This window comes from Streptomyces durocortorensis (assembly GCF_031760065.1).
Taxonomy (GTDB): Bacteria; Actinomycetota; Actinomycetes; order Streptomycetales; family Streptomycetaceae; genus Streptomyces.
Map to the genome: position 1 here is coordinate 648,797 of NZ_CP134500.1, position 17,948 is coordinate 666,744.

Consider the following 17,948-nt stretch of genomic DNA (forward strand, 5'->3'; position numbering starts at 1 on the left):
CCGCTAGCGGATCGGCATGCCCGACAGGGTGCGGGCGATCACCAGGCGCTGGATCTCGCTGGTGCCCTCGAAGATGGTGTAGATCGCCGCGTCGCGGTGCATGCGCTCGACCGGGTACTCCCGGGTGAAGCCGTTGCCGCCGAGGATCTGGATCGCCTGTGCGGTGACGTCCCGGGCGGTCTCGCTCGCGTAGAGCTTCGACATGGAGCCCTCGGCCGCGGTGAACGGCTTGCCGGTGGTGGCCATCCAGGACGCGCGCCAGACCAGCATCCGGGCGGCGTCGATGCGGGTGCGCATGTCGGCGAGCTGGAAGGCGATGCCCTGGTTGTCGATGATCGGGCGGCCGAACTGGCTGCGGGTCTTCGCATAGTCGAGGGCGACCTCGTACGCGGCGCGGGCGGTGCCGACGGCCATCGCGCCGACGGCCGGGCGGGAGGCCTCGAAGGTGGCCATCGCCGCGTTCTTCACCCGCTCGCCGCCCGCCTTGGCGCGCTCCCGGGCGCGGGCGAGGCGTTCGTCGAGCTTGTCCTTGCCGCCGAGGAGGCAGTGGCCGGGGACGCGGACGTCCTCCAGGACCACTTCGGCGGTGTGGGAGGCCCGGATGCCGTGCTTCTTGAACTTCTGGCCCTGGGAGAGGCCGGGGGTGTCCGGCGGCACGATGAAGGAGGCGTGGCCCTTGGAGCCGAGGTCGGGATCGACGACGGCGACGACCACGTGGACGCCCGCTATGCCGCCGTTGGTCGCCCAGGTCTTGGTCCCGTTGAGGACCCACTCGTCCTTGGCCTCGTCGTAGACGGCGCGCGTCCGCATGGAGGCGACGTCGGAGCCGGCGTCGGGCTCGGAGGAGCAGAAGGCGGCGACCTTCACGTCGTTGGCGTCGCCGTACATCTGCGGGATCCAGGTGCCGATCTGTTCCTCGGTGCCGTTGGCGAGGACGCCCACGGCCGCCAGGCCCGTACCGACGATGGACAGGGCGATGCCCGCGTCGCCCCAGAACAGCTCTTCCATAGCCATGGGGATGCCGAGCCCCGTAGGGTCGAAGAACTGCTGGGCGTAGAAGTCGAGGGAGTAGATGCCGACCTTGGCCGCTTCCTGGATGACGGGCCAGGGCGTTTCCTCACGCTCGTCCCACTCCGAGGCGGCGGGGCGGATGACATCCGCCGCGAAGCCGTGGAGCCAGTCGCGGACCTGCTTCTGGTCGTCATTGAGGTCAAGCGTGAACTCGGCCATGTTTCCCCTCCAGGCACTGCGGCAAAAGCATGCGTTACTTGCGGTAACCCCAGTGTGTTACTGGCAAGTAGCAACTGTCAACGCCCCAGTGCCGATCAACTGCCCACGCGGCGGAGTGTTACGTTGCGCAGGCGTGCAGGAGCGGTGCGACGGCACCGCGCGGCAGGGGTGGGAGAGACGACATGGAGACCGCACGAGGCGCGGAGCGACAGCGGACCGCGGCGGAGCGCCGACGCCGCGAGTTGCTCGAAGCCGCGGACCGGGTGGTGCTCAGGGACGGCCCGCAGGCCTCGATGAACGCGATCGCCGCCGAGGCCGGGATCACCAAACCGATCCTCTACCGCCACTTCGGGGACAAGGGCGGGCTCTACCGCGCGCTGGCCAAGCGCCACACCGACGCGCTCCTCAGCGCCCTGCGGGCGGCCCTGGACGCCCCCTCGGAGCGCCGCGCACGGGTGGAGTCCACGCTCGACACCTATCTCGCCGCGATCGAGGCCCGCCCCCAGGTCTACCGCTTCCTGATGCATCCCTCCGAGAACGCCGTCGACGCAACCGCCTCCGTCGACACCGGCTCCTCGCCCGAGCAGGGCTTCGACGTCGGCCGCCACTCCGCCCCGCTGCTGCGCCGCCTCGGCGAGGAGCTGGGCCAGGTGATCGTCGAGCGGGTGGACCTCGGGCCCGACAGCGAGCAGATGGCACGCATCTGGGGGCACGGCATCGTGGGCATGATGCACGCGGCGGGCGACTGGTGGCTCGCCGACCGGCCCTGCTCCCGCGAGCGGCTGGTGCGCAGCCTCGCCGACCTGCTGTGGGGGCGGCTCGCGGAGGTGGGCGACCGCGACATCCCGGGCGGCCCGGGGTTCTGAGAGTCGGGGGCTCAGCCGTTTCGGGCCCAGGGCGCACGCCGTGCCGCGCGCAGCGCCCGGGTCCGCCGCAGCCCGGTCAGCCGGTCCGTGTAGACAGTGCCCTCCAGGTGGTCGCACTCGTGCTGGAGGCACCGGGCGAACCACCCCGTGCCCGCGATCCGCACCGGCTCGCCCGTCATCGTCAGGCCCTCCACGACCGCGTGGTCGAAGCGTTCCGTGCCCGCTTCCAGCCCCGGAAGTGACAGACAGCCCTCCGGTCCGCGTACGGTGAGTCCGTCCGCCTCGACCAGTTCGGGATTGACCACATGTCCCAGATGGCGGACATCGTCGTCGTCCGGGCAGTCGTAGACGAACACTCTGAGCGGGATGCCGATCTGGTTGGCGGCGAGCCCGACACCCTGTGCGGCGTACATCGTGGCGAACATGTCCTCGACCAGCTTCGCGAGCGACGGACCGAACTCCGTGACGTCCTCGCAGGGCCGGTGGAGCAACGGGTCGCCGAGCAGACTCATCTCTCGGACGAGACCGGAGCTGCCGGGGATCGGGCGGTTTCGCATGGCGGCAAGCGTACGTTCCGCCGGGCCCGGAAGTTCCCGTGGTGCCGCGGTGCGGTCGCCGCGCCGGACATCGATAGGCTGGGCGCGGACCGATGCAAGGAGGATCTAGGACGATGGCAGGCAACACGGAGCCGTTGTCGCCGCGGGCCAAGCTGGCCGTGACGGCGGGCAAGGCCGCGGCGGCGGTGTCACGCGCCGCGGGGCGGGGCAGCGGATCGGTGATCGGCGGCCGGGTGGCGCTCAAACTCGACCCCGACCTGCTGGGGCGGCTGGCGCAGCACCTGGACGTGATCCTCGTGTCGGCGACGAACGGCAAGACGACCACCACCCGACTGATCGCCGAGGCGCTGCGGGCCGCGGGGCCCGTCGTCTCGAACGCGCTCGGCGCGAACATGCCCGCGGGCATCACCTCCGCGCTGGCCGGCGGCTCGGACGCGAAGTTCGGCGTGATCGAGGTCGACGAGAAGTATCTGGCCGGTGTCGCGCGCGACACCACCCCCAAGGCGATCGCCCTGCTCAACCTCTCGCGCGACCAGCTGGACCGCGCGGCCGAGACCCGGATGATGGCCGAGCACTGGCGCGAGGGCCTGTCCGGCTCGAAGGCCGTGATCATCGCGAACGCGGACGACCCGCTGGTCGTCTGGGCGGCTTCCTCCTCGGCCAACGTGGTGTGGGTGGCGGCCGGTCAGGCGTGGAAGGACGACGCCTGGTCCTGCCCGTCCTGCGGCGGTGTGATGCAGCGCCCCGGCGACGACTGGTTCTGCGGGCAGTGCGGCTTTCGGCGCCCCGCCCCGAGCTGGGCGCTCAACGGCGACTACGTCCTGGACCCGCACGGTTCGGCCTGGCCGATCCACCTCCAGCTGCCCGGCCGCGCCAACAAGGCGAACGCCGCAAGTTCGGCCGCCGTCGCCGCCGTCTTCGGGGTGCCGCCGCAGGTCGCCCTGGAGCGGATGTACCAGGTGCAGGCGGTCGCCGGACGGTACGACGTCGTCACCTTCCAGAACCGTGAGCTGCGCCTGCTGCTGGCGAAGAACCCGGCGGGCTGGCTGGAGACGTTCTCGCTGATCGACCCGCCGCCGACACCGGTGATCCTCTCGGTGAACGCCCGTGGCGCGGACGGCACGGACACCTCCTGGCTGTGGGACGTGGACTACACCCAGCTGGCCGGTCACCCGATCTTCGTGCTCGGAGACCGCAAGCTGGACCTCGCGGTCCGCCTGGAAGTCGCCGGTCTCGACTTCCGGGTCTGCGAGAACCTCGACGAGGCTGTGCAGTACGCCCCGCCCGGACGTATCGAGGTCATCGCCAACTACACCGCCTTCCAGGATCTGCGCCGTCGTGTCGGCAACTGACCCCGGCCCCGGCCACCTCCGGAGAGGACGAAGCATGAGCAACAACGGTCTGCGTCTGGTCTGGGTCTACCCCGACCTCCTCAGCACCTACGGCGACCAGGGCAACGCACTGGTCGTGGAGCGGCGGGCCCGGCAGCGCGGCCTGGACGTGCAGCGCGTCGACGTGCGCAGCGACCAGCCGGTGCCGACGTCCGGCGACGTCTACCTGATCGGCGGCGGTGAGGACCGGCCGCAGCGCCTCGCGGCCGAGCGGCTGCGCCGCGACGGCGGGCTGAGCCGGGCCGCGGCCAACGGCGCGATCATCTTCTCGGTCTGCGCGGGCTACCAGATCCTCGGGCACGAGTTCATCAACGACCTCGGTGAGCGCGAGCCGGGCCTCGGTCTGCTCGACGTGGTCTCGACCCGCGGCGAGGGTGCGCGGTGTGTCGGCGACGTGCTGGCGGACATCGACCCGCAGCTCGGCCTGGAGCCGCTGACCGGGTTCGAGAACCACCAGGGCGTCACCCATCTCGGCCCGACGGCACGGCCGTTCGCCCGGGTGCGGTTCGGCCGGGGCAACGGCACCGGGGACGGCACGGAGGGCGCGTACAACGACACGGTCTTCGGGACGTACATGCACGGTCCCGTGCTGGCCCGCAACCCGCAGATCGCCGATCACCTGCTGAAGCTCGCCCTCGACGTGAACGCGCTGCCGCCCACGGACGACCGGTGGTACGAGGCGCTGCGCGCCGAGCGGATCGCCGCCGCGACACAGCCCGCCTGATGAGGCGTTTTCCGCTCGGTTGAGCGGAGTCCAGCAGGCGGACGTCCGGTTCGGTCCCGCCACCCCGCGCCGGTAGGGTGGCGGGGATCCAACCGGACGACGTGGTCCGGTCGTCGACCCACGTTGCAAAGGTTTTCGGGCCATGCGCATTGGCGTACTCACCTCCGGCGGCGACTGCCCCGGCCTCAACGCCGTCATCCGTTCCGTCGTGCACCGCGCGGTGGTGGACCACGGCGACGAGGTCATCGGCTTCCACGACGGCTGGAAGGGCCTGCTGGAGGCCGACTACCGCAAGCTCGACCTCGACGCTGTGGGCGGGATCCTGGCCCGCGGCGGCACGATCCTCGGTTCCTCCCGCGTCCAGCCCGCGCATCTGCGCGACGGGGTGGAGCGGGCCCGCGGCCATGTCGCGGACCTCGGCCTGGACGCGATCATCCCGATCGGCGGCGAAGGCACCCTCAAGGCCGCCAACCTGCTCTCCGAGGCCGGGCTGCCCATCGTCGGGGTCCCCAAGACCATCGACAACGACATCGCCTCCACCGACGTCACCTTCGGCTTCGACACCGCCGTCGGTGTCGCCACCGAGGCGCTGGACCGGCTGAAGACCACGGCCGAGTCGCACCAGCGGGTGCTGATCGTCGAGGTCATGGGCCGGCACACCGGCTGGATCGCCCTGCACTCCGGGATGGCCGCCGGTGCCCACGCCATCGTGGTGCCCGAGCGCCCCTTCGACATCGACGAGCTGACCGAGCTGGTCGGCAAGCGCTTCTCGGCGGGCAAGAAGTTCGCCATCGTGGTGGTCGCCGAGGGCGCCAAGCCGCGTGCGGGCTCCATGCAGTTCGAGCAGGGCACCAAGGACATCTACGGCCACGAGCGGTTCGCCGGGGTGGCCACCCAGCTCGCCGGGGAGCTGGAGCAGCGGCTCGGCAAGGAGGCCCGCCCGGTCATCCTCGGCCACGTCCAGCGCGGCGGCACCCCCACCGCGTACGACCGGGTCCTGGCGACCCGGTTCGGCTGGCACGCGGTGGAGGCGGCGCACCGGGGCGAGTTCGGGATGCTGACCGCGCTGCGCGGCACCGACATCACCATGGTCCCGCTGGCCGAAGCGGTACAGACGCTCAAGACGGTCCCCGCCGAGCGGTACGCCGAGGCGGAGTGCGTCCTGTAGCCACCCGCTCTCCGAGAACTGCCCCCGGCCGCAACCGCGGCCGGGGGCAGTTCTACGCTGTACCGGACAACCGGCACGAAACGGGGATGTGTCCCCATCGGGAGTGAACAGATGGATCACAGCGGGCACGGCATGAACATGGATCTGCCGCCGTTCACGCTGGGACGGGGGCTGGAGCTCTCCCTGGAACCGTTCTTCCTGACCGGCTGCCTCCTCGCCCTCGCCCTGTACGGGTACGGCGTGGTGCGGCTGCGTCGGCGCGGGGACGGCTGGCCGGTGAGCCGGATCGTGTTCTTCGTCGTGGGCGTGCTGAGCATCGCACTGGTGATGTGCACCAAGCTCAACGACTACGGCATGGTCATGTTCAGCGTGCACATGGTGCAGCACATGGTGATCAGCATGCTGTCGCCGATCCTGCTGCTCCTGGGCGCTCCGGTGACGCTGGCTCTGCGGGCACTGCCGCCGGCGGGCCGGGGGCGGACCGGGCCGCGCGAACTGCTCCTGAAGCTGCTGCACAGCCGCTACATCAAGATCGTCACGCATCCCGCGTTCACGATCCCGATCTTCATCGCCAGCCTCTACGCGCTGTACTTCACGCCGATCTTCGACTTCCTGATGGGCTCCAAGCCCGGCCACATCGGGATGATGGTGCACTTCCTCGCCGTCGGCCTGGTCTTCTTCTGGCCGATCATGGGCGTCGACCCGGGCCCGCACCGCCCCGGCTATGTCATGCGGATGCTGGAGCTGTTCGCCGGGATGCCGTTCCACGCGTTCTTCGGGATCGCGCTGATGATGGCGACGACGCCGATGGTGAAGACGTACGAGAATCCGCCCGCCTCGCTGGGCATCGACGCCCTGAGCGACCAGAACTGGGCGGGCGGCATCGCCTGGGCGTTCAGCGAGATCCCGTCCGTGCTGGTCCTGATCGCGCTCGTCTACCAGTGGTACCACTCCGAGCAGCGCGCCGCCCGGCGCTCGGACCGGGCCGCCGACCGCGACGGCGACCAGGAGCTGGAGGCGTACAACGCCTATCTGGCGTCATTGCAGGCCCGCGGACGGTAGCGCCCGGGGCGCATCCGGGGTGACCATGGGGACAACGGCCGCGCGGCCGACGAGGAGCGTGCGCGCATGTCCGGATCGACGAAAACCATGGGATACATGACCGTCGGGGCGCTGGTCACGGTGACCGCGTACACGGTGGCGCTGGGAAGCAGTGGCTGGCTGTGGTTCGGCTGGGTGGTGCTGGGTCTGTGCACCCTCGGCATGCTGGCCACCCAGGACGTCTGACCGTGCGCTGCGGGCGGGCGCCGGGGCCCCTACGCAGCCCTGACGCCGGCCCGGCAGAGCGAGGTGGACGCACAAGGTGTTCTACTACATCCTCAAATATGTCGTGCTGGGGCCGGTCCTGCGGCTGCTTTTCCGGCCTCGCATCGAGGGCCTGGGGAACATTCCGGAGGAGGGCGCGGCGATCGTCGCGGGCAACCACCTCTCCTTCTCCGACCACTTCCTCATGCCCGCCATCATCAAGCGCCGCATCACCTTCCTGGCGAAGGCCGAGTACTTCACGGGCCCGGGGCTCAAGGGACGGCTGACCGCCGCGTTCTTCCGCAGCGCGGGCCAGATCCCGGTGGACCGGTCCGGGAAGGACGCGGGGCAGGCCGCCATCCGCGAGGGGCTCGGGGTGCTGGACAGGGGCGAGCTGCTGGGGATCTACCCGGAGGGCACCCGCTCGCACGACGGGCGGCTCTACAAGGGCAAGGTCGGCGTGGCGGTGATGGCGATCACGGCGGGGGTGCCGGTGATCCCCTGCGCCATGGTGGGCACCTTCGAGATCCAGCCGCCCGGCCGGGTCGTACCGAAGATCAAGCGGGTCGCGATCCGCTTCGGCGAACCGCTGGACTTCTCCCGCTACGCGGGCATGGAGAACCAGAAGGCCGCGATCCGGGCCGTCACGGACGAGATCATGTACGCGATCCTCGAACTGTCGGGCCAGGAGTACGTCGACCAGTACGCGGCGAAGGTGAAGGCGGCCGAGCAGGCGGCCGAGCCGCCGCGGAAGTTCCCCGGACTGCGACGCTGACGGCGGATTCGCCCTCAGCGGAGCGCTCTGGCCCGGACGCGGGACAGCCCTTAGCGTCGGGCGCATGAGCCAGGGACACGCATGGGTGCTGGGAGCGACGGGTCAGATCGGGCGGGCCGCGGTGCGGGCGCTGACCGCGGACGGCTGGGAGGTCACCGCGGCCTCGCGGGGCGGCGGCCGGGACGGGCGGTGGGACGACGGGGTCCGGGCGGTCGCGCTCGACCGGGACGAGGAGGGGGCCCTCGGCAGAGCCCTGGGCGACGGCTGTGACGTGCTGGTGAACATGGTGGCGTTCGACGGCGCGCATGCCCGGCAGCTGACCGGGCTGGCCGGACGGATCGGCTCGGCGGTCGTGATCTCCAGCGGCGCGGTGTACGAGGACGACCGGGGCCGCAATTTCGACACCCAGGCCGAGCCGGACGGCTTCCCCCGCTACCCGGTGCCGCTGCCGGAGACTCAGCGCACGGTGGCACCGGGGGACGCCTCGTACGGTACCCGGAAGGTGCTGCTGGAGCGGGAACTGCTGGCTGCGGGCGACGCCCTGCCGGTGACCCTGCTGCGGGCGGGCGCGATCCACGGCCCGTACTGCCGGACGCCTCGCGAGCTGTATCTGGTGAAGCGGCTGCTCGACGGCCGGAAGCGGCGGGTGCTGGCCTACGGCGGGGAGAGCCGCTTCCACCCGGTCCATGTCTCCAACGCGGCGGAGCTGATCCGGCTGGCCGCCCGGCGACCGGGCTCACGGGTCCTGAACGCGGGCGACCCAGAGGCCCCCACGGTGGCGCAGATCGCGTCGGCCGTCGACGACGTGCTCGGCCGGGAGACGGAGACGGTGCTGATCGACGGCGCGCCGCCCGAGGGCACCGTGGGCGACAGCCCCTGGAGCATCCCGTATCCCGTGGTGTACGACATGACGGCCGCCGAGAAGGAGCTCGGGTACCGGCCGGTGACGGGATATGCCGAGTCGCTGCCGGAGACGGTGGAGTGGCTCGCCGGTGAGCTGGCTGGGCGGGACTGGCGGGAGGCGTTCCCGAAGATGCTCAGGAACTACGGCGAGGGTCTCTTCGACTACGCGGCGGAGGACGCCTGGCTGGAGGCGTACGCCCGGGACCGCCGCTGAACGGGACCCGGGCGGCCCTCCCTCACTCCGGGCAGGCCTTCAGCTCGTGCATCGCGTCGTCCAGGATGGAGCGCAGCAGTCGGGCGTCGGCGGCCACGGCGGTCACCAGGACGGCGGGGCCGGCGAGCGGGGTGAGGGCGGCGGTGGGCCCGAGGAGGCGCGCGGGCGGCGGCGCCTCCCCGAACGCCGGGTCGACCAGGAGCAGTTGGCCCACGGCCCGGTGGCCGCCGAGCACGGCGGGGCCGTCCCAGCCACCGGGCGCCCCGGGTCCGTAGGCCAGTTGCTGGTCGAGGAGGGGGCGGCCCGCGCGGTGGACGGTGAGCCGGGTGGTGAGGGCCCCGGTGGGTTCGCCGTGGCGGCCCAGGACCTGCTCCTCGCGCAGCAGCAGGCGACCGGTGGCGGCGAGTTCGACCCGGGTGGCCTGGTAGAGGTCGCTGCCGTGGGCGGAGACCAGCTGTTCGGGGAGCCAGCGCAGGACGGCCCCCTCCCCCACGTGCAGCTCCACGGTGTACGTGGCGGGCTCGCCGTCCGCGAGCGGCCCCGGCAGCGCGACGGTGGCCGCCGCCGAGTCGACCGTGAGCCGGGCGCCGTCGGCGGCCTCCGCCCGGACGGCGAGGCGGTCGCCGCCCAGCGGGGCGCTCATCGCGCCGACGACGGTGACCCGGGCGTACGCGGGGTGCGGCGAGCGGGTGCGGCGCAGGGCGAGCGGCCCGTCGCTCTCCAGGACGGGCAGGACGGTGGACCCCCGTCCGTCGGGCTCGGCGCGGAGCCGGGCCGTGGCGCGGACGCTCATGCGGTCCAGGCGGCGAGCTGCGCGCGCACCCAGTCCGCGACCGGCCCGACGCCTTCGGTGGAGGTCAACGAGGTGAAGGCGACAGGGAGTTCGCCGCGCTGCTGCTTGGCGTCCAGGGCCATCCGTTCCAGGTCGGAGCCGACGTACGGGGCGAGGTCGGTCTTGTTGACGACGAGGAGGTCGGCGGTGGTGACGCCGGGGCCGCCCTTGCGCGGGATGTCGTCGCCGCCCGCGACGTCGATGACGAAGATCTGGGCGTCGACGAGGCCCTTGGAGAAGGTGGCGGTGAGGTTGTCCCCGCCGGACTCGACGAGGATCAGGTCGAGCGGGCCGACAGCGTCCTCCAGGTCCTCGACGGCTTCGAGGTTGGCGGAGATGTCGTCGCGGATCGCGGTGTGCGGGCAGGCCCCGGTCTCGACGGCCTGGATGCGCTCGGGCGGCAGGACGGCGTTGCGGAGGAGGAAGGCGGCGTCCTCGCGGGTGTAGATGTCGTTGGTGACGACGGCGATGGAGAGCCGGTCGCGCAGTTCCCGGCAGAGGGCGGCGACGGTGGCCGTCTTGCCGGAGCCGACGGGCCCGCCGAGGCCGATGCGCAGGGCACGCCGGGTTCCGTCGGGGCGGCTGGCGTCGGCGCTGACAGCGGCGGGGCCGTCGTGGGTGTGTCCGAGGTGCATGAGGACTCCTGTGTGCGGGCTACGAGGCGAACAGGCGGACCGGCCAGGCGGCGTGCGCCTCGGCGGTGATGTCGAGGAGCGGGGCCGAGGCGGCGGGCAGGGCGCTGATGCCCCGGCGGGCGGCCTCGGCGGCCCGTTCGGCGATCCGGTCCAGGTCGGGGGCGAGGCGGGCGAGTACGGCGGTGGCGTGGAAGGGGTCGAGGGAGAGGAGCCGGACGACGGCGGTGGCGGGGCCGCTGACGGTCTCGTACGCGACGCAGTGCGCGGCGTCCTCGGGGCCCAGGCCCGCCGCCCGCGCGGTGAGCCCGAGGACGACGGGCTGGTGGGCACCGCGCGGCCGGGCCCCGGCCAGGGCGTCGAGTTCGGCACTGGGCCAGGTGGCGCGGGCGGCCCGCATCATCTGTCGGCCCAGCTTCCGGGCGGTGGTCCGCAGGGCGGGCGAGGGCGTACGGGCGTCGGCGGCCTCGTCAAGGGCGAGCGGGTCGATGCCGTGGGCGGCCGCCGCGGCGAGGGCGGCGGAGGTGAGCCCGGTCGTGTGAAGACGGCCCCGGCAGAAGGCGGCGAGGGAGTCGGCGTCGCGGACGCGCCCCTGGGCGACGGCCGGTTCGGCGCCACCGGAGTGGGCGTGGCCGCCGGCGGGGAACCGGCCGTCGGCGAGGACGAGGAGGGCTGCGCGTGACATGGATGGCCGTCCGGCTCAGAAGAGGAAGTAGCGCTGGGCCATGGGCAGTTCCGACGCGGGTGCGGGTTCGACCGGCTCCCCGTCGATGGTGACGGCGAAGCTGTCGGGGTCGACGTGGACGTCGGTGAGGGCGTCGTTCTCCCGCATGTCCGCCTTGGTGACCCCCCGGGTGCTGGTGATCGGCACGAACCGCTTGTTCAGGGCGAGCCGCTCGGGCAGACCGTCCTCGATGGCGGCCGTGGAGACGAAGTTGAAGGAGCCCTGGGCTGCCGCCCGGCCCAGCGCGCCGAACATCGGCCGGGGCATGACCGGCTGGGGTGTCGGGATGGAGGCGTTGGCGTCGCCCATCTGCGCGTACGCGATCTGCCCGCCCTTGATGACGGTCTGCGGCTTGACGCCGAAGAACGCCGGGTCCCACAGCACGAGGTCGGCGAGCTTGCCGGTCTCGACCGAGCCGATCTCGTGGTCCATGCCCTGTGCGACCGCCGGATTGATGGTGTATTTGGCGACATAGCGACGGACCCGGCGATTGTCGGCCCGGCCGTCCCCGGGCAGGGCTCCACGCTGCTTCTTCATGACGTGGGCGGTCTGCCAGGTCCGCAGGATCACCTCGCCGATCCGGCCCATCGCCTGCGAGTCGGAGGAGATGATGGAGATCGCGCCGAGGTCGTGGAGGATGTCCTCGGCCGCGATGGTGGAGGGCCGGATGCGGGACTCCGCGAACGCCAGGTCCTCGGGGACGGCCGGGTTGAGGTGATGGCAGACCATCAGCATGTCGAGGTGTTCCTCGATGGTGTTGACGGTGTGCGGCCGGGTCGGGTTGGTCGAGCTCGGCAGGACGTACGGCTCGGAGACAACGGTGATGATGTCGGGCGCGTGCCCGCCGCCCGCACCCTCGGTGTGGTAAGCGTGGATGGTGCGCCCGGCGACGGCGGCGAGGGTGTCGGCGACGAACCCGGCCTCGTTGAGGGTGTCGGTGTGGATGGCGAGCTGGGCGCCCGTCTCCTCGCAGACGTTCAGACAGGCGTCGATCACGGCGGGCGTCGCACCCCAGTCCTCGTGGATCTTGAAGCCGAGGGCGCCGCCGCGCAGTTGGGAGTGCATGGCGTCCCGGGACATGGTGTTGCCCTTGCCGAGCAGACCGATGTTGACGGGAAAGGTCTCCAACGCCTCGAACATCCGGGCGAGGTGCCAGGGGCCCGGGGTGATGGTGGTGGCCTTGGTGCCTTCGGCGGGGCCGGTGCCGCCGCCGACCAGAGTGGTGATGCCGCTGGAGAGCGCCTGGTCGATCAGGGTCGGCGAGATGAAGTGGACGTGGGCGTCCACCGCTCCGGCCGTGAGCAGCTTCCCGTTGCCCGCGATGATCTCGGTCTCCGGGCCGATCACCAGGTCGGGGTGGACCCCGTCCATGGTGTCCGGGTTCCCGGCCTTGCCGATGCCGGTGACGCGGCCGTCGCGGATGCCGATGTCGGCCTTGACGATGCCCCAGTGGTCGATGACGACGGCCCCGGTGATGACGGTGTCGGGTGCGCCCTCGGCCCGGGTGGTGCGGGCCTGGCCCATGGACTCGCGGATCACCTTGCCGCCGCCGAACACCGCCTCGTCGCCCGCGTGTCCGGGGCCGCCGGAGCGGTCCTCCTCGACCTCGACGAACAGATCGGTGTCGGCCAGGCGGATGCGGTCTCCGGTCGTGGGCCCGAACAGGTCGGCGTACACGGCTCTGCTGAGGTCAGGCATCGAGGGCACCTCCGGTGGCACCGCGCAGGCCGGGGACGACGCGGCGGCCGGTGAGGGGGACGAGTTCGACGTCGGCGGGGATGCCGGGTTCGAAGCGGACGGCCGTACCGGCGGCGATGTTCAACCGCAGCCCGTGGGCGGCCGCGCGGTCGAAGGCTAGCCCGGGGTTGGCCTCGGCGAAGTGGTAGTGGGAGCCGACCTGGACGGGGCGGTCGGCGGCGTTGAGGACGGTGAGCCGGGTGACTGTCCGGCCCTCGTTGAGGGGGATGTCCCCGTCCCCGTACTGGATCTCTCCGGGAATCATCGGCGCAGCCCGTCAGACGATCGGGGCGTGGACGGTGACGAGCTTGGTGCCGTCCGGGAAGGTGGCCTCGACCTGGACGTCGTGGAGCATCTCGGGGATGCCGTCCATGACCTCGTCCCGGGTGAGGAGCTTGCGGCCGGAGGCCATGAGTTCGGTGACGGTGCGGCCGTCCCGGGCGCCTTCGAGCAGATGGGCGGTGATCAGGGCGACGGCCTCGGGGTGGTTGAGCCGCAGCCCGCGTGCCCGGCGCTTCTCGGCCACGTCCGCGGCCACATGGATGAGCAGACGTTCCTGCTCGTGCGGGGTCAGTTGCACGCTTCCACCTCATCGTCTTCCGCCCGGTTCCTGGCTCCGGACGCAGCGGGACCCTAACCCCGCCCGGCAGTTCGCCGACCGGGGAAACGGGTCCTCGCGACCAGGTATTGCACGTTAGGGCGGAAGTTTTTCCGTTGCGTTAACTGACCTTTTGCGGAGCCGTGGGCATCGGCCGAGGCCACCGCGCGCCCTTCGGCCGGGGTGCGGGTCGTATACGGACCCGGCGTCGCCACCCGTGGGGCCCCGCGCGGCGGCCCGGGTGTCAGAGGTCGCGGTCGTCGTGGCCGCGGTGCTCGGCGGCGATGCCGAAGCGGCGGCGTTCGCCCTGAGCTGAGGCGGCGGAGCCGATCGAGGAGACCGAACTGATCACCTGCTCCTCGGCGGCGGTCTCCTCGGCTTCGAGTCGTTGCAGGTCAGCGGCGGACACCAGCGCCACCAGCGGCTTCCCGTGCCGGGTCACGACGACGCGTTCACCGCCGTAGACGACGCGGTTGATCAGTTCGGCGAGCTCCGCCCGTGCTTGCGTCACCGGAATCTCATAGGCCATAGTCCCCATCATAACCTTCTGTACGTCCTGTACATTTTTTACTGAGCCGCGTATGCAGGCAGCGCACCCAGGAGAGAGGCACCGCCATGATCCGCCCCGCCGCCCGATATGTACTGCCCGAGTTCACCGAGCGCACCGCGACCGGCAGCCGGACGATGGACCCGTACTCCAAGCTGCTGTCCGAGCGGATCGTGTTCCTCGGGACCCCGATCGACGACACCGCGGCGAGTGATCTGATCGCCCAGTTCATGTATCTGGAGCACGCCGAACCCGACCGGCCGCTGTCGCTCTACATCAACTCCCCCGGCGGCTCGTTCGGGGCCATGGCGGCGGTCTACGACACGATGCAGTACCTGACCTGCGAGGTGGAGACCTTCTGCCTGGGGCAGGCCGGCTCCTACGCCGCCGCCCTGCTGGGGGCCGGGGCACCGGGCCGCCGACATGCCCTGCCCGGCGCGCGGGTAGTCATTCAGCAACCCGCACTGGAGGAACCGATGCGGGGCCAGCCGTCCGATCTGGAGATCCACGCACGCGAACTGGTGCGCACCCGCGAGATGTTCGCGGCCATGCTGGTCCGGCACACGGGCCGGACCGCCGAGCAGGTCACCGCCGACATCGAGCGCGACACCATCCTCGACGCGCAGGCCGCCCGCGCCTACGGGCTGGTCGACCACGTCGTGGAGAACCGCTGAACCGTTCCCTCTCCCCAGCCTGCCGCACGACGCGAGGTGAACCGCCCATGCCCCCACCGGAGTTCCCGCCCCTGCCCGCGCTGACCCGCGCGGAGGCGGAGTTCGTCGACTGCTATCTGGCCGTACTCGACCAGGTGGGCCGGATCAACCCGGCGCGCGGCAGCGACACCTACAGCGCGTTGCGGGCCGCCCAGGCCCTGGCCTCCGGGGCGGCGGCCCTGCGCGACTCCCTGGCCCTGATGCACGAACGCGGCGAGTCGCGGATCCACGCGGCCACCCTGGCGCGGGCCCTGCGCATCCTGGACGGGGAGCGCAGGGCGGGCCGGGTCGGCATGCCGCCTCCCGCCAACTGACCGGCTCCGCGCGCCGGGAGCGCATTACGGGAGCGGACCGGTCGCGGAGCCGCACGACACGCCCGGCCCGGCGATCAGTTCTCCTCGCTCGTTCGGCTTAGGCGATCACCCTCACGAGGGATGACTCAACTTGCGTTCGGCGCGCGGACCGTGCTCGAAATGTTCGCTTTCGTTGCTGGTGCGAGGCGGGGCGCCCGCCGTGTCGACAGCGGCGGATCTTCCCTGTCCACTCGTATGGATCAGTGGTGAGGAGACTCACACATCACCGTTTCAGCGCGGAAATCCGGCGACGAGTAGGCCAAGATCCCTGGGACGACAAGCCCCCGCCGCCGCGGCGGGGCGGTCCGGGCGGACGCCGAGTCCTGCCGCCGCCCGGATGACTGGTCGACAGAAGTGGATCGGCAGGAGTGGAGGACCCGAGCACAACGGGCCGACCGGGAGACCGGGAAGCCCTCGGGGTGAAGCCGCATCACGGCCGGGCAACTTCGCCAGCCCGAACCCGACAGGTCACCCTTCACAGGCGGCTGACGAAGGGTTGCGCATGACTGCGCAGGTTCATGTCCCGTCTCTGTTCGCCCGGGTCGGAACGGCCTCGGCACTCACCTTCGCCGTGACATCCGCGATGCTGGCGCCCGGTCTGGTGAACGATGCCGAGGCCGCCACCCACTCGACGAAGGCGCTGAAGGTCGCCGCGTCGAAGAAGGGGGCTCCCTACAAGTACGGGGCGGCCGGTCCGAGCCGCTTCGACTGCTCGGGGCTGACGCTCTACTCGTTCAAGAAGGCCGGGAAGAAGCTTCCGCGTACGGCACAGCAGCAGTACAACAAGACCCGGCATATCCCGAAGTCGCAGCGCAAACGCGGCGACCTCGTCTTCTTCCATTCGGGGCGCGGCGTCTACCACGTGGGCATCTACGCCGGGTCGGGGAAGATCTGGCACTCCCCCAAATCGGGGGACGTGGTGCGACTGGCGAAGATCTGGTCCAAGAGCGTCTGGTACGGACGGGTCCGCTGACCCGTCGACCGGACGCTCTCTTTCCGTGCGGGAGCGACGCTCTCCTCAGCGCAGGAGCGGGCCGGTCACCAGCACGAGCCCCAGACCGGTGAGCGCCACACCGCTGCCGCCCTCGATAGCGCGGGCGGTACGCGGTCGGCGCAGCCACCGGCCCAGCCGGTCCACGAGCAGCGCCACGGCCGGGAACCAGATCAGCGCCAGCGCCACCACGACGGCCGCCAGCAGCAGGGTCCTGGGCATCGGCGGCTGCCCGTGCGGGACGAACTGCGGCAGCAGGCTGAGGAAGAGGACCGGGGCCTTCGGGTTGAGGGCGTTGGTCAGGAAGCCCTGGCGCAGCGCCCGCCCGGACTCCCTTGGCGCGGCCCGGCCGGGCGCGTCGTCCGGCGTTGCGCCGGGGTCCTCGCGGCGTCGGCGGTGGAACGCGTACAGGGCGCCGAGCCCGAGGTGGAGGACATACGCGCCGCCGAGCAGTTGGACGGTGCGGAAGAGCACGGGCATCGTCACCAGCACCGCGGCGAGCCCGGCGACCGCGAGCGCGGTGTGCACCAGAAGCCCGCCGGCGACGCCGAGGGCGGTGGCCAGTCCGGCGGTGCGCGAGGCCAGTGCGTTGCGTACGACGACGGTGAAGTCGGCACCGGGCAGCGCGACCATCCCGGCGGCGACCCCCGTGAAGGCGATCAGCTGTGCGTCCATGAGGTCCAGCCTGGACCGCCTGAGCCTTTAGCGTGTACTTGCAATCTTCTGGGTCTGCCTAAAGGAACGCTTCATGTACGACGCGACACGGCTCGCGGCGCTCGTCGCGGTCGCGGAGGCCGGATCGATCACGAAGGCGGCCGCCCGCCTGGGCTACACCGCGCCCGCGCTCTCCCAGCAGCTGGCCAAGCTGGAGCGGGAGGCGGGGGCGGCGCTGCTGGTGCGCCACCATCGCGGGGCGCGGCTGACGGCGGCGGGCGAGCTGCTGGCGGTACGGGCCCGGCGGGTGCTGGACGAGCTGGACCAGGCGCGCCACGAGCTGGCGCAGCTGGCCGGGCTCTCCGGGGGCAGGCTGCGGGTGGGGACGTTCACGACGGCCGGGGTCCATCTGCTGCCGCCGGTTCTGAGCGCGTTCCGGCGGGCCCATCCGGATGTCGAGCTGGCCGTCACGGACTACGAACCGCCCGGCGGGATCGCCGCGGTGGTCGCGGGTGACGTCGATCTCGCCCTGACCCACACCTACGAGCCGTCGGGCTCGGGCCCGCCGCCGGTGGGGATCGTCGTCGAGCCCCTGCTGGTCGAGGAGCTGGTCCTGGTGACCTCGGTCGGCCACCGGCTCGCCGAGGGCACCGGGCGGCTCGCGGTCACCGAGCTGGCCGGGCGGCCGTTGATCAGCAGCGCGCCCACGCATCCGCCTCGGCGCGGGGTGGAGAACGCGCTCGCCGAGGCCGGCGCGACCCCGGCGGTGGTCTGCGAGTCCCCCGGGTACGCCCTGGTGTGCGCGCTGGTCAGCGCGGGGCTCGGCGTGGCGGTGGTGCCGGAGATGGTCGCGTCGATGTCGTCGGCCCCGCTGTCGGTGCGGCGGCTGGAGCCCGCGTCGTTCCGCCGGACCATTTCGGTCGTACACCACGGCAAGCGGGCGACGGCCGCCGCCGCGACGCTGCTCGCCCTGCTGCGGGGCGGGTTCGGGCGCGGAAGCGGCGGGTCAGGGGCGGGCTGACCGCCGCCCGCCC

22 protein-coding genes are annotated in these 17,948 nt (G+C 71.8%); 12 read left to right on the top strand and 10 right to left on the bottom strand.

Annotated features, from left to right (window positions below; all coding sequences use genetic code 11):
• Window positions 1–3: 3 nt before the first annotated feature.
• The gene (locus tag RI138_RS02665; RefSeq protein WP_096626752.1) at window positions 4–1,230 is read right to left on the bottom strand and encodes an acyl-CoA dehydrogenase family protein; all 1,227 of its coding nucleotides are present in this window, start codon (window positions 1,228–1,230) and stop codon (window positions 4–6) included.
• A gap of 182 nt (window positions 1,231–1,412) precedes the next feature.
• Between RI138_RS02665 and RI138_RS02670 the strand changes: the two genes are divergently transcribed.
• Window positions 1,413–2,096 (top strand): TetR family transcriptional regulator, encoded by a 684-nt coding sequence (locus RI138_RS02670; RefSeq protein WP_311118609.1) that lies wholly within the window; start codon window positions 1,413–1,415, stop codon window positions 2,094–2,096.
• An 11-nt stretch (window positions 2,097–2,107) separates the two neighbouring features.
• Here the strand turns inward: RI138_RS02670 and def are convergent, their stop codons facing one another.
• Complete coding sequence (def, locus tag RI138_RS02675) at window positions 2,108–2,653, bottom strand: peptide deformylase (RefSeq protein ID WP_311118610.1); 546 nt, start codon at window positions 2,651–2,653, stop codon at window positions 2,108–2,110.
• Between the two features lie 113 nt (window positions 2,654–2,766).
• On the opposite strand from def, the gene RI138_RS02680 reads away from it, so the two are divergent.
• From RI138_RS02680 to RI138_RS02710, 7 genes are all read left to right on the top strand, one after another.
• The gene (locus RI138_RS02680; protein WP_311118611.1) at window positions 2,767–4,005 is read left to right on the top strand and encodes a MurT ligase domain-containing protein; all 1,239 of its coding nucleotides are present in this window, start codon (window positions 2,767–2,769) and stop codon (window positions 4,003–4,005) included.
• A gap of 34 nt (window positions 4,006–4,039) precedes the next feature.
• The gene (locus tag RI138_RS02685) at window positions 4,040–4,768 is read left to right on the top strand and encodes a type 1 glutamine amidotransferase (RefSeq protein WP_096626748.1); all 729 of its coding nucleotides are present in this window, start codon (window positions 4,040–4,042) and stop codon (window positions 4,766–4,768) included.
• A gap of 142 nt (window positions 4,769–4,910) precedes the next feature.
• Window positions 4,911–5,936, top strand: a complete 1,026-nt coding sequence (locus RI138_RS02690; RefSeq protein ID WP_096626747.1) for a 6-phosphofructokinase — start codon at window positions 4,911–4,913, stop codon at window positions 5,934–5,936.
• Window positions 5,937–6,047: 111 nt separating this feature from the next.
• A complete protein-coding gene (locus RI138_RS02695; RefSeq protein WP_096626746.1) occupies window positions 6,048–6,998 on the top strand; it encodes a cytochrome c oxidase assembly protein in 951 nt (316 codons plus the stop codon).
• Between the two features lie 66 nt (window positions 6,999–7,064).
• A complete protein-coding gene (locus RI138_RS02700; protein WP_311118612.1) occupies window positions 7,065–7,223 on the top strand; it encodes a hypothetical protein in 159 nt (52 codons plus the stop codon).
• 76 nt (window positions 7,224–7,299) lie between these two features.
• Window positions 7,300–8,016: a lysophospholipid acyltransferase family protein gene (locus RI138_RS02705; RefSeq protein WP_311118613.1), complete on the top strand. Its 717-nt coding sequence runs from the start codon at window positions 7,300–7,302 to the stop codon at window positions 8,014–8,016.
• A gap of 64 nt (window positions 8,017–8,080) precedes the next feature.
• The gene (locus tag RI138_RS02710; RefSeq protein ID WP_311118614.1) at window positions 8,081–9,133 is read left to right on the top strand and encodes an NAD-dependent epimerase/dehydratase family protein; all 1,053 of its coding nucleotides are present in this window, start codon (window positions 8,081–8,083) and stop codon (window positions 9,131–9,133) included.
• Between the two features lie 22 nt (window positions 9,134–9,155).
• Here the strand turns inward: RI138_RS02710 and RI138_RS02715 are convergent, their stop codons facing one another.
• The 7 genes from RI138_RS02715 to RI138_RS02745 all read right to left on the bottom strand — a co-directional run bounded on the left by RI138_RS02715 (window position 9,156) and on the right by RI138_RS02745 (window position 14,185).
• Window positions 9,156–9,926, bottom strand: a complete 771-nt coding sequence (locus tag RI138_RS02715; protein WP_311118615.1) for an urease accessory protein UreD — start codon at window positions 9,924–9,926, stop codon at window positions 9,156–9,158.
• The gene (gene ureG, locus RI138_RS02720) at window positions 9,923–10,600 is read right to left on the bottom strand and encodes an urease accessory protein UreG (protein WP_311118616.1); all 678 of its coding nucleotides are present in this window, start codon (window positions 10,598–10,600) and stop codon (window positions 9,923–9,925) included. The genes RI138_RS02715 and ureG overlap by 4 nt, the downstream gene beginning before the upstream one ends.
• A gap of 19 nt (window positions 10,601–10,619) precedes the next feature.
• Window positions 10,620–11,282, bottom strand: a complete 663-nt coding sequence (locus RI138_RS02725; protein WP_311118617.1) for an urease accessory protein UreF — start codon at window positions 11,280–11,282, stop codon at window positions 10,620–10,622.
• A 15-nt stretch (window positions 11,283–11,297) separates the two neighbouring features.
• Complete coding sequence (locus RI138_RS02730; protein WP_311118618.1) at window positions 11,298–13,019, bottom strand: urease subunit alpha; 1,722 nt, start codon at window positions 13,017–13,019, stop codon at window positions 11,298–11,300.
• Window positions 13,012–13,323 carry an urease subunit beta gene (locus RI138_RS02735; protein WP_311118619.1) on the bottom strand — a complete coding sequence of 104 codons (312 nt, stop codon included), beginning with the start codon at window positions 13,321–13,323 and terminating at the stop codon, window positions 13,012–13,014. The genes RI138_RS02730 and RI138_RS02735 overlap by 8 nt, the downstream gene beginning before the upstream one ends.
• A gap of 12 nt (window positions 13,324–13,335) precedes the next feature.
• On the bottom strand, window positions 13,336–13,638 hold the full coding sequence (locus RI138_RS02740) for an urease subunit gamma (RefSeq protein ID WP_311118620.1): 303 nt from the start codon (window positions 13,636–13,638) through the stop codon (window positions 13,336–13,338).
• 262 nt (window positions 13,639–13,900) lie between these two features.
• Window positions 13,901–14,185: a type II toxin-antitoxin system Phd/YefM family antitoxin gene (locus RI138_RS02745; protein WP_311118621.1), complete on the bottom strand. Its 285-nt coding sequence runs from the start codon at window positions 14,183–14,185 to the stop codon at window positions 13,901–13,903.
• An 86-nt stretch (window positions 14,186–14,271) separates the two neighbouring features.
• On the opposite strand from RI138_RS02745, the gene RI138_RS02750 reads away from it, so the two are divergent.
• From RI138_RS02750 to RI138_RS02760, 3 genes are all read left to right on the top strand, one after another.
• Entirely contained in the window at window positions 14,272–14,877 is a 606-nt protein-coding gene (locus RI138_RS02750) for an ATP-dependent Clp protease proteolytic subunit (RefSeq protein WP_311118622.1), read from the top strand.
• Between the two features lie 47 nt (window positions 14,878–14,924).
• The gene (locus RI138_RS02755; RefSeq protein ID WP_311118623.1) at window positions 14,925–15,230 is read left to right on the top strand and encodes a hypothetical protein; all 306 of its coding nucleotides are present in this window, start codon (window positions 14,925–14,927) and stop codon (window positions 15,228–15,230) included.
• 541 nt (window positions 15,231–15,771) lie between these two features.
• Window positions 15,772–16,242 carry a C40 family peptidase gene (locus RI138_RS02760; RefSeq protein ID WP_096626734.1) on the top strand — a complete coding sequence of 157 codons (471 nt, stop codon included), beginning with the start codon at window positions 15,772–15,774 and terminating at the stop codon, window positions 16,240–16,242.
• 45 nt (window positions 16,243–16,287) lie between these two features.
• On the opposite strand, the gene RI138_RS02765 is transcribed toward RI138_RS02760, so the two are convergent.
• On the bottom strand, window positions 16,288–16,935 hold the full coding sequence (locus RI138_RS02765) for a LysE family translocator (protein WP_311118624.1): 648 nt from the start codon (window positions 16,933–16,935) through the stop codon (window positions 16,288–16,290).
• 73 nt (window positions 16,936–17,008) lie between these two features.
• On the opposite strand from RI138_RS02765, the gene RI138_RS02770 reads away from it, so the two are divergent.
• Complete coding sequence (locus tag RI138_RS02770) at window positions 17,009–17,935, top strand: LysR family transcriptional regulator (RefSeq protein WP_311118625.1); 927 nt, start codon at window positions 17,009–17,011, stop codon at window positions 17,933–17,935.
• Window positions 17,936–17,948 lie beyond the last annotated feature (13 nt).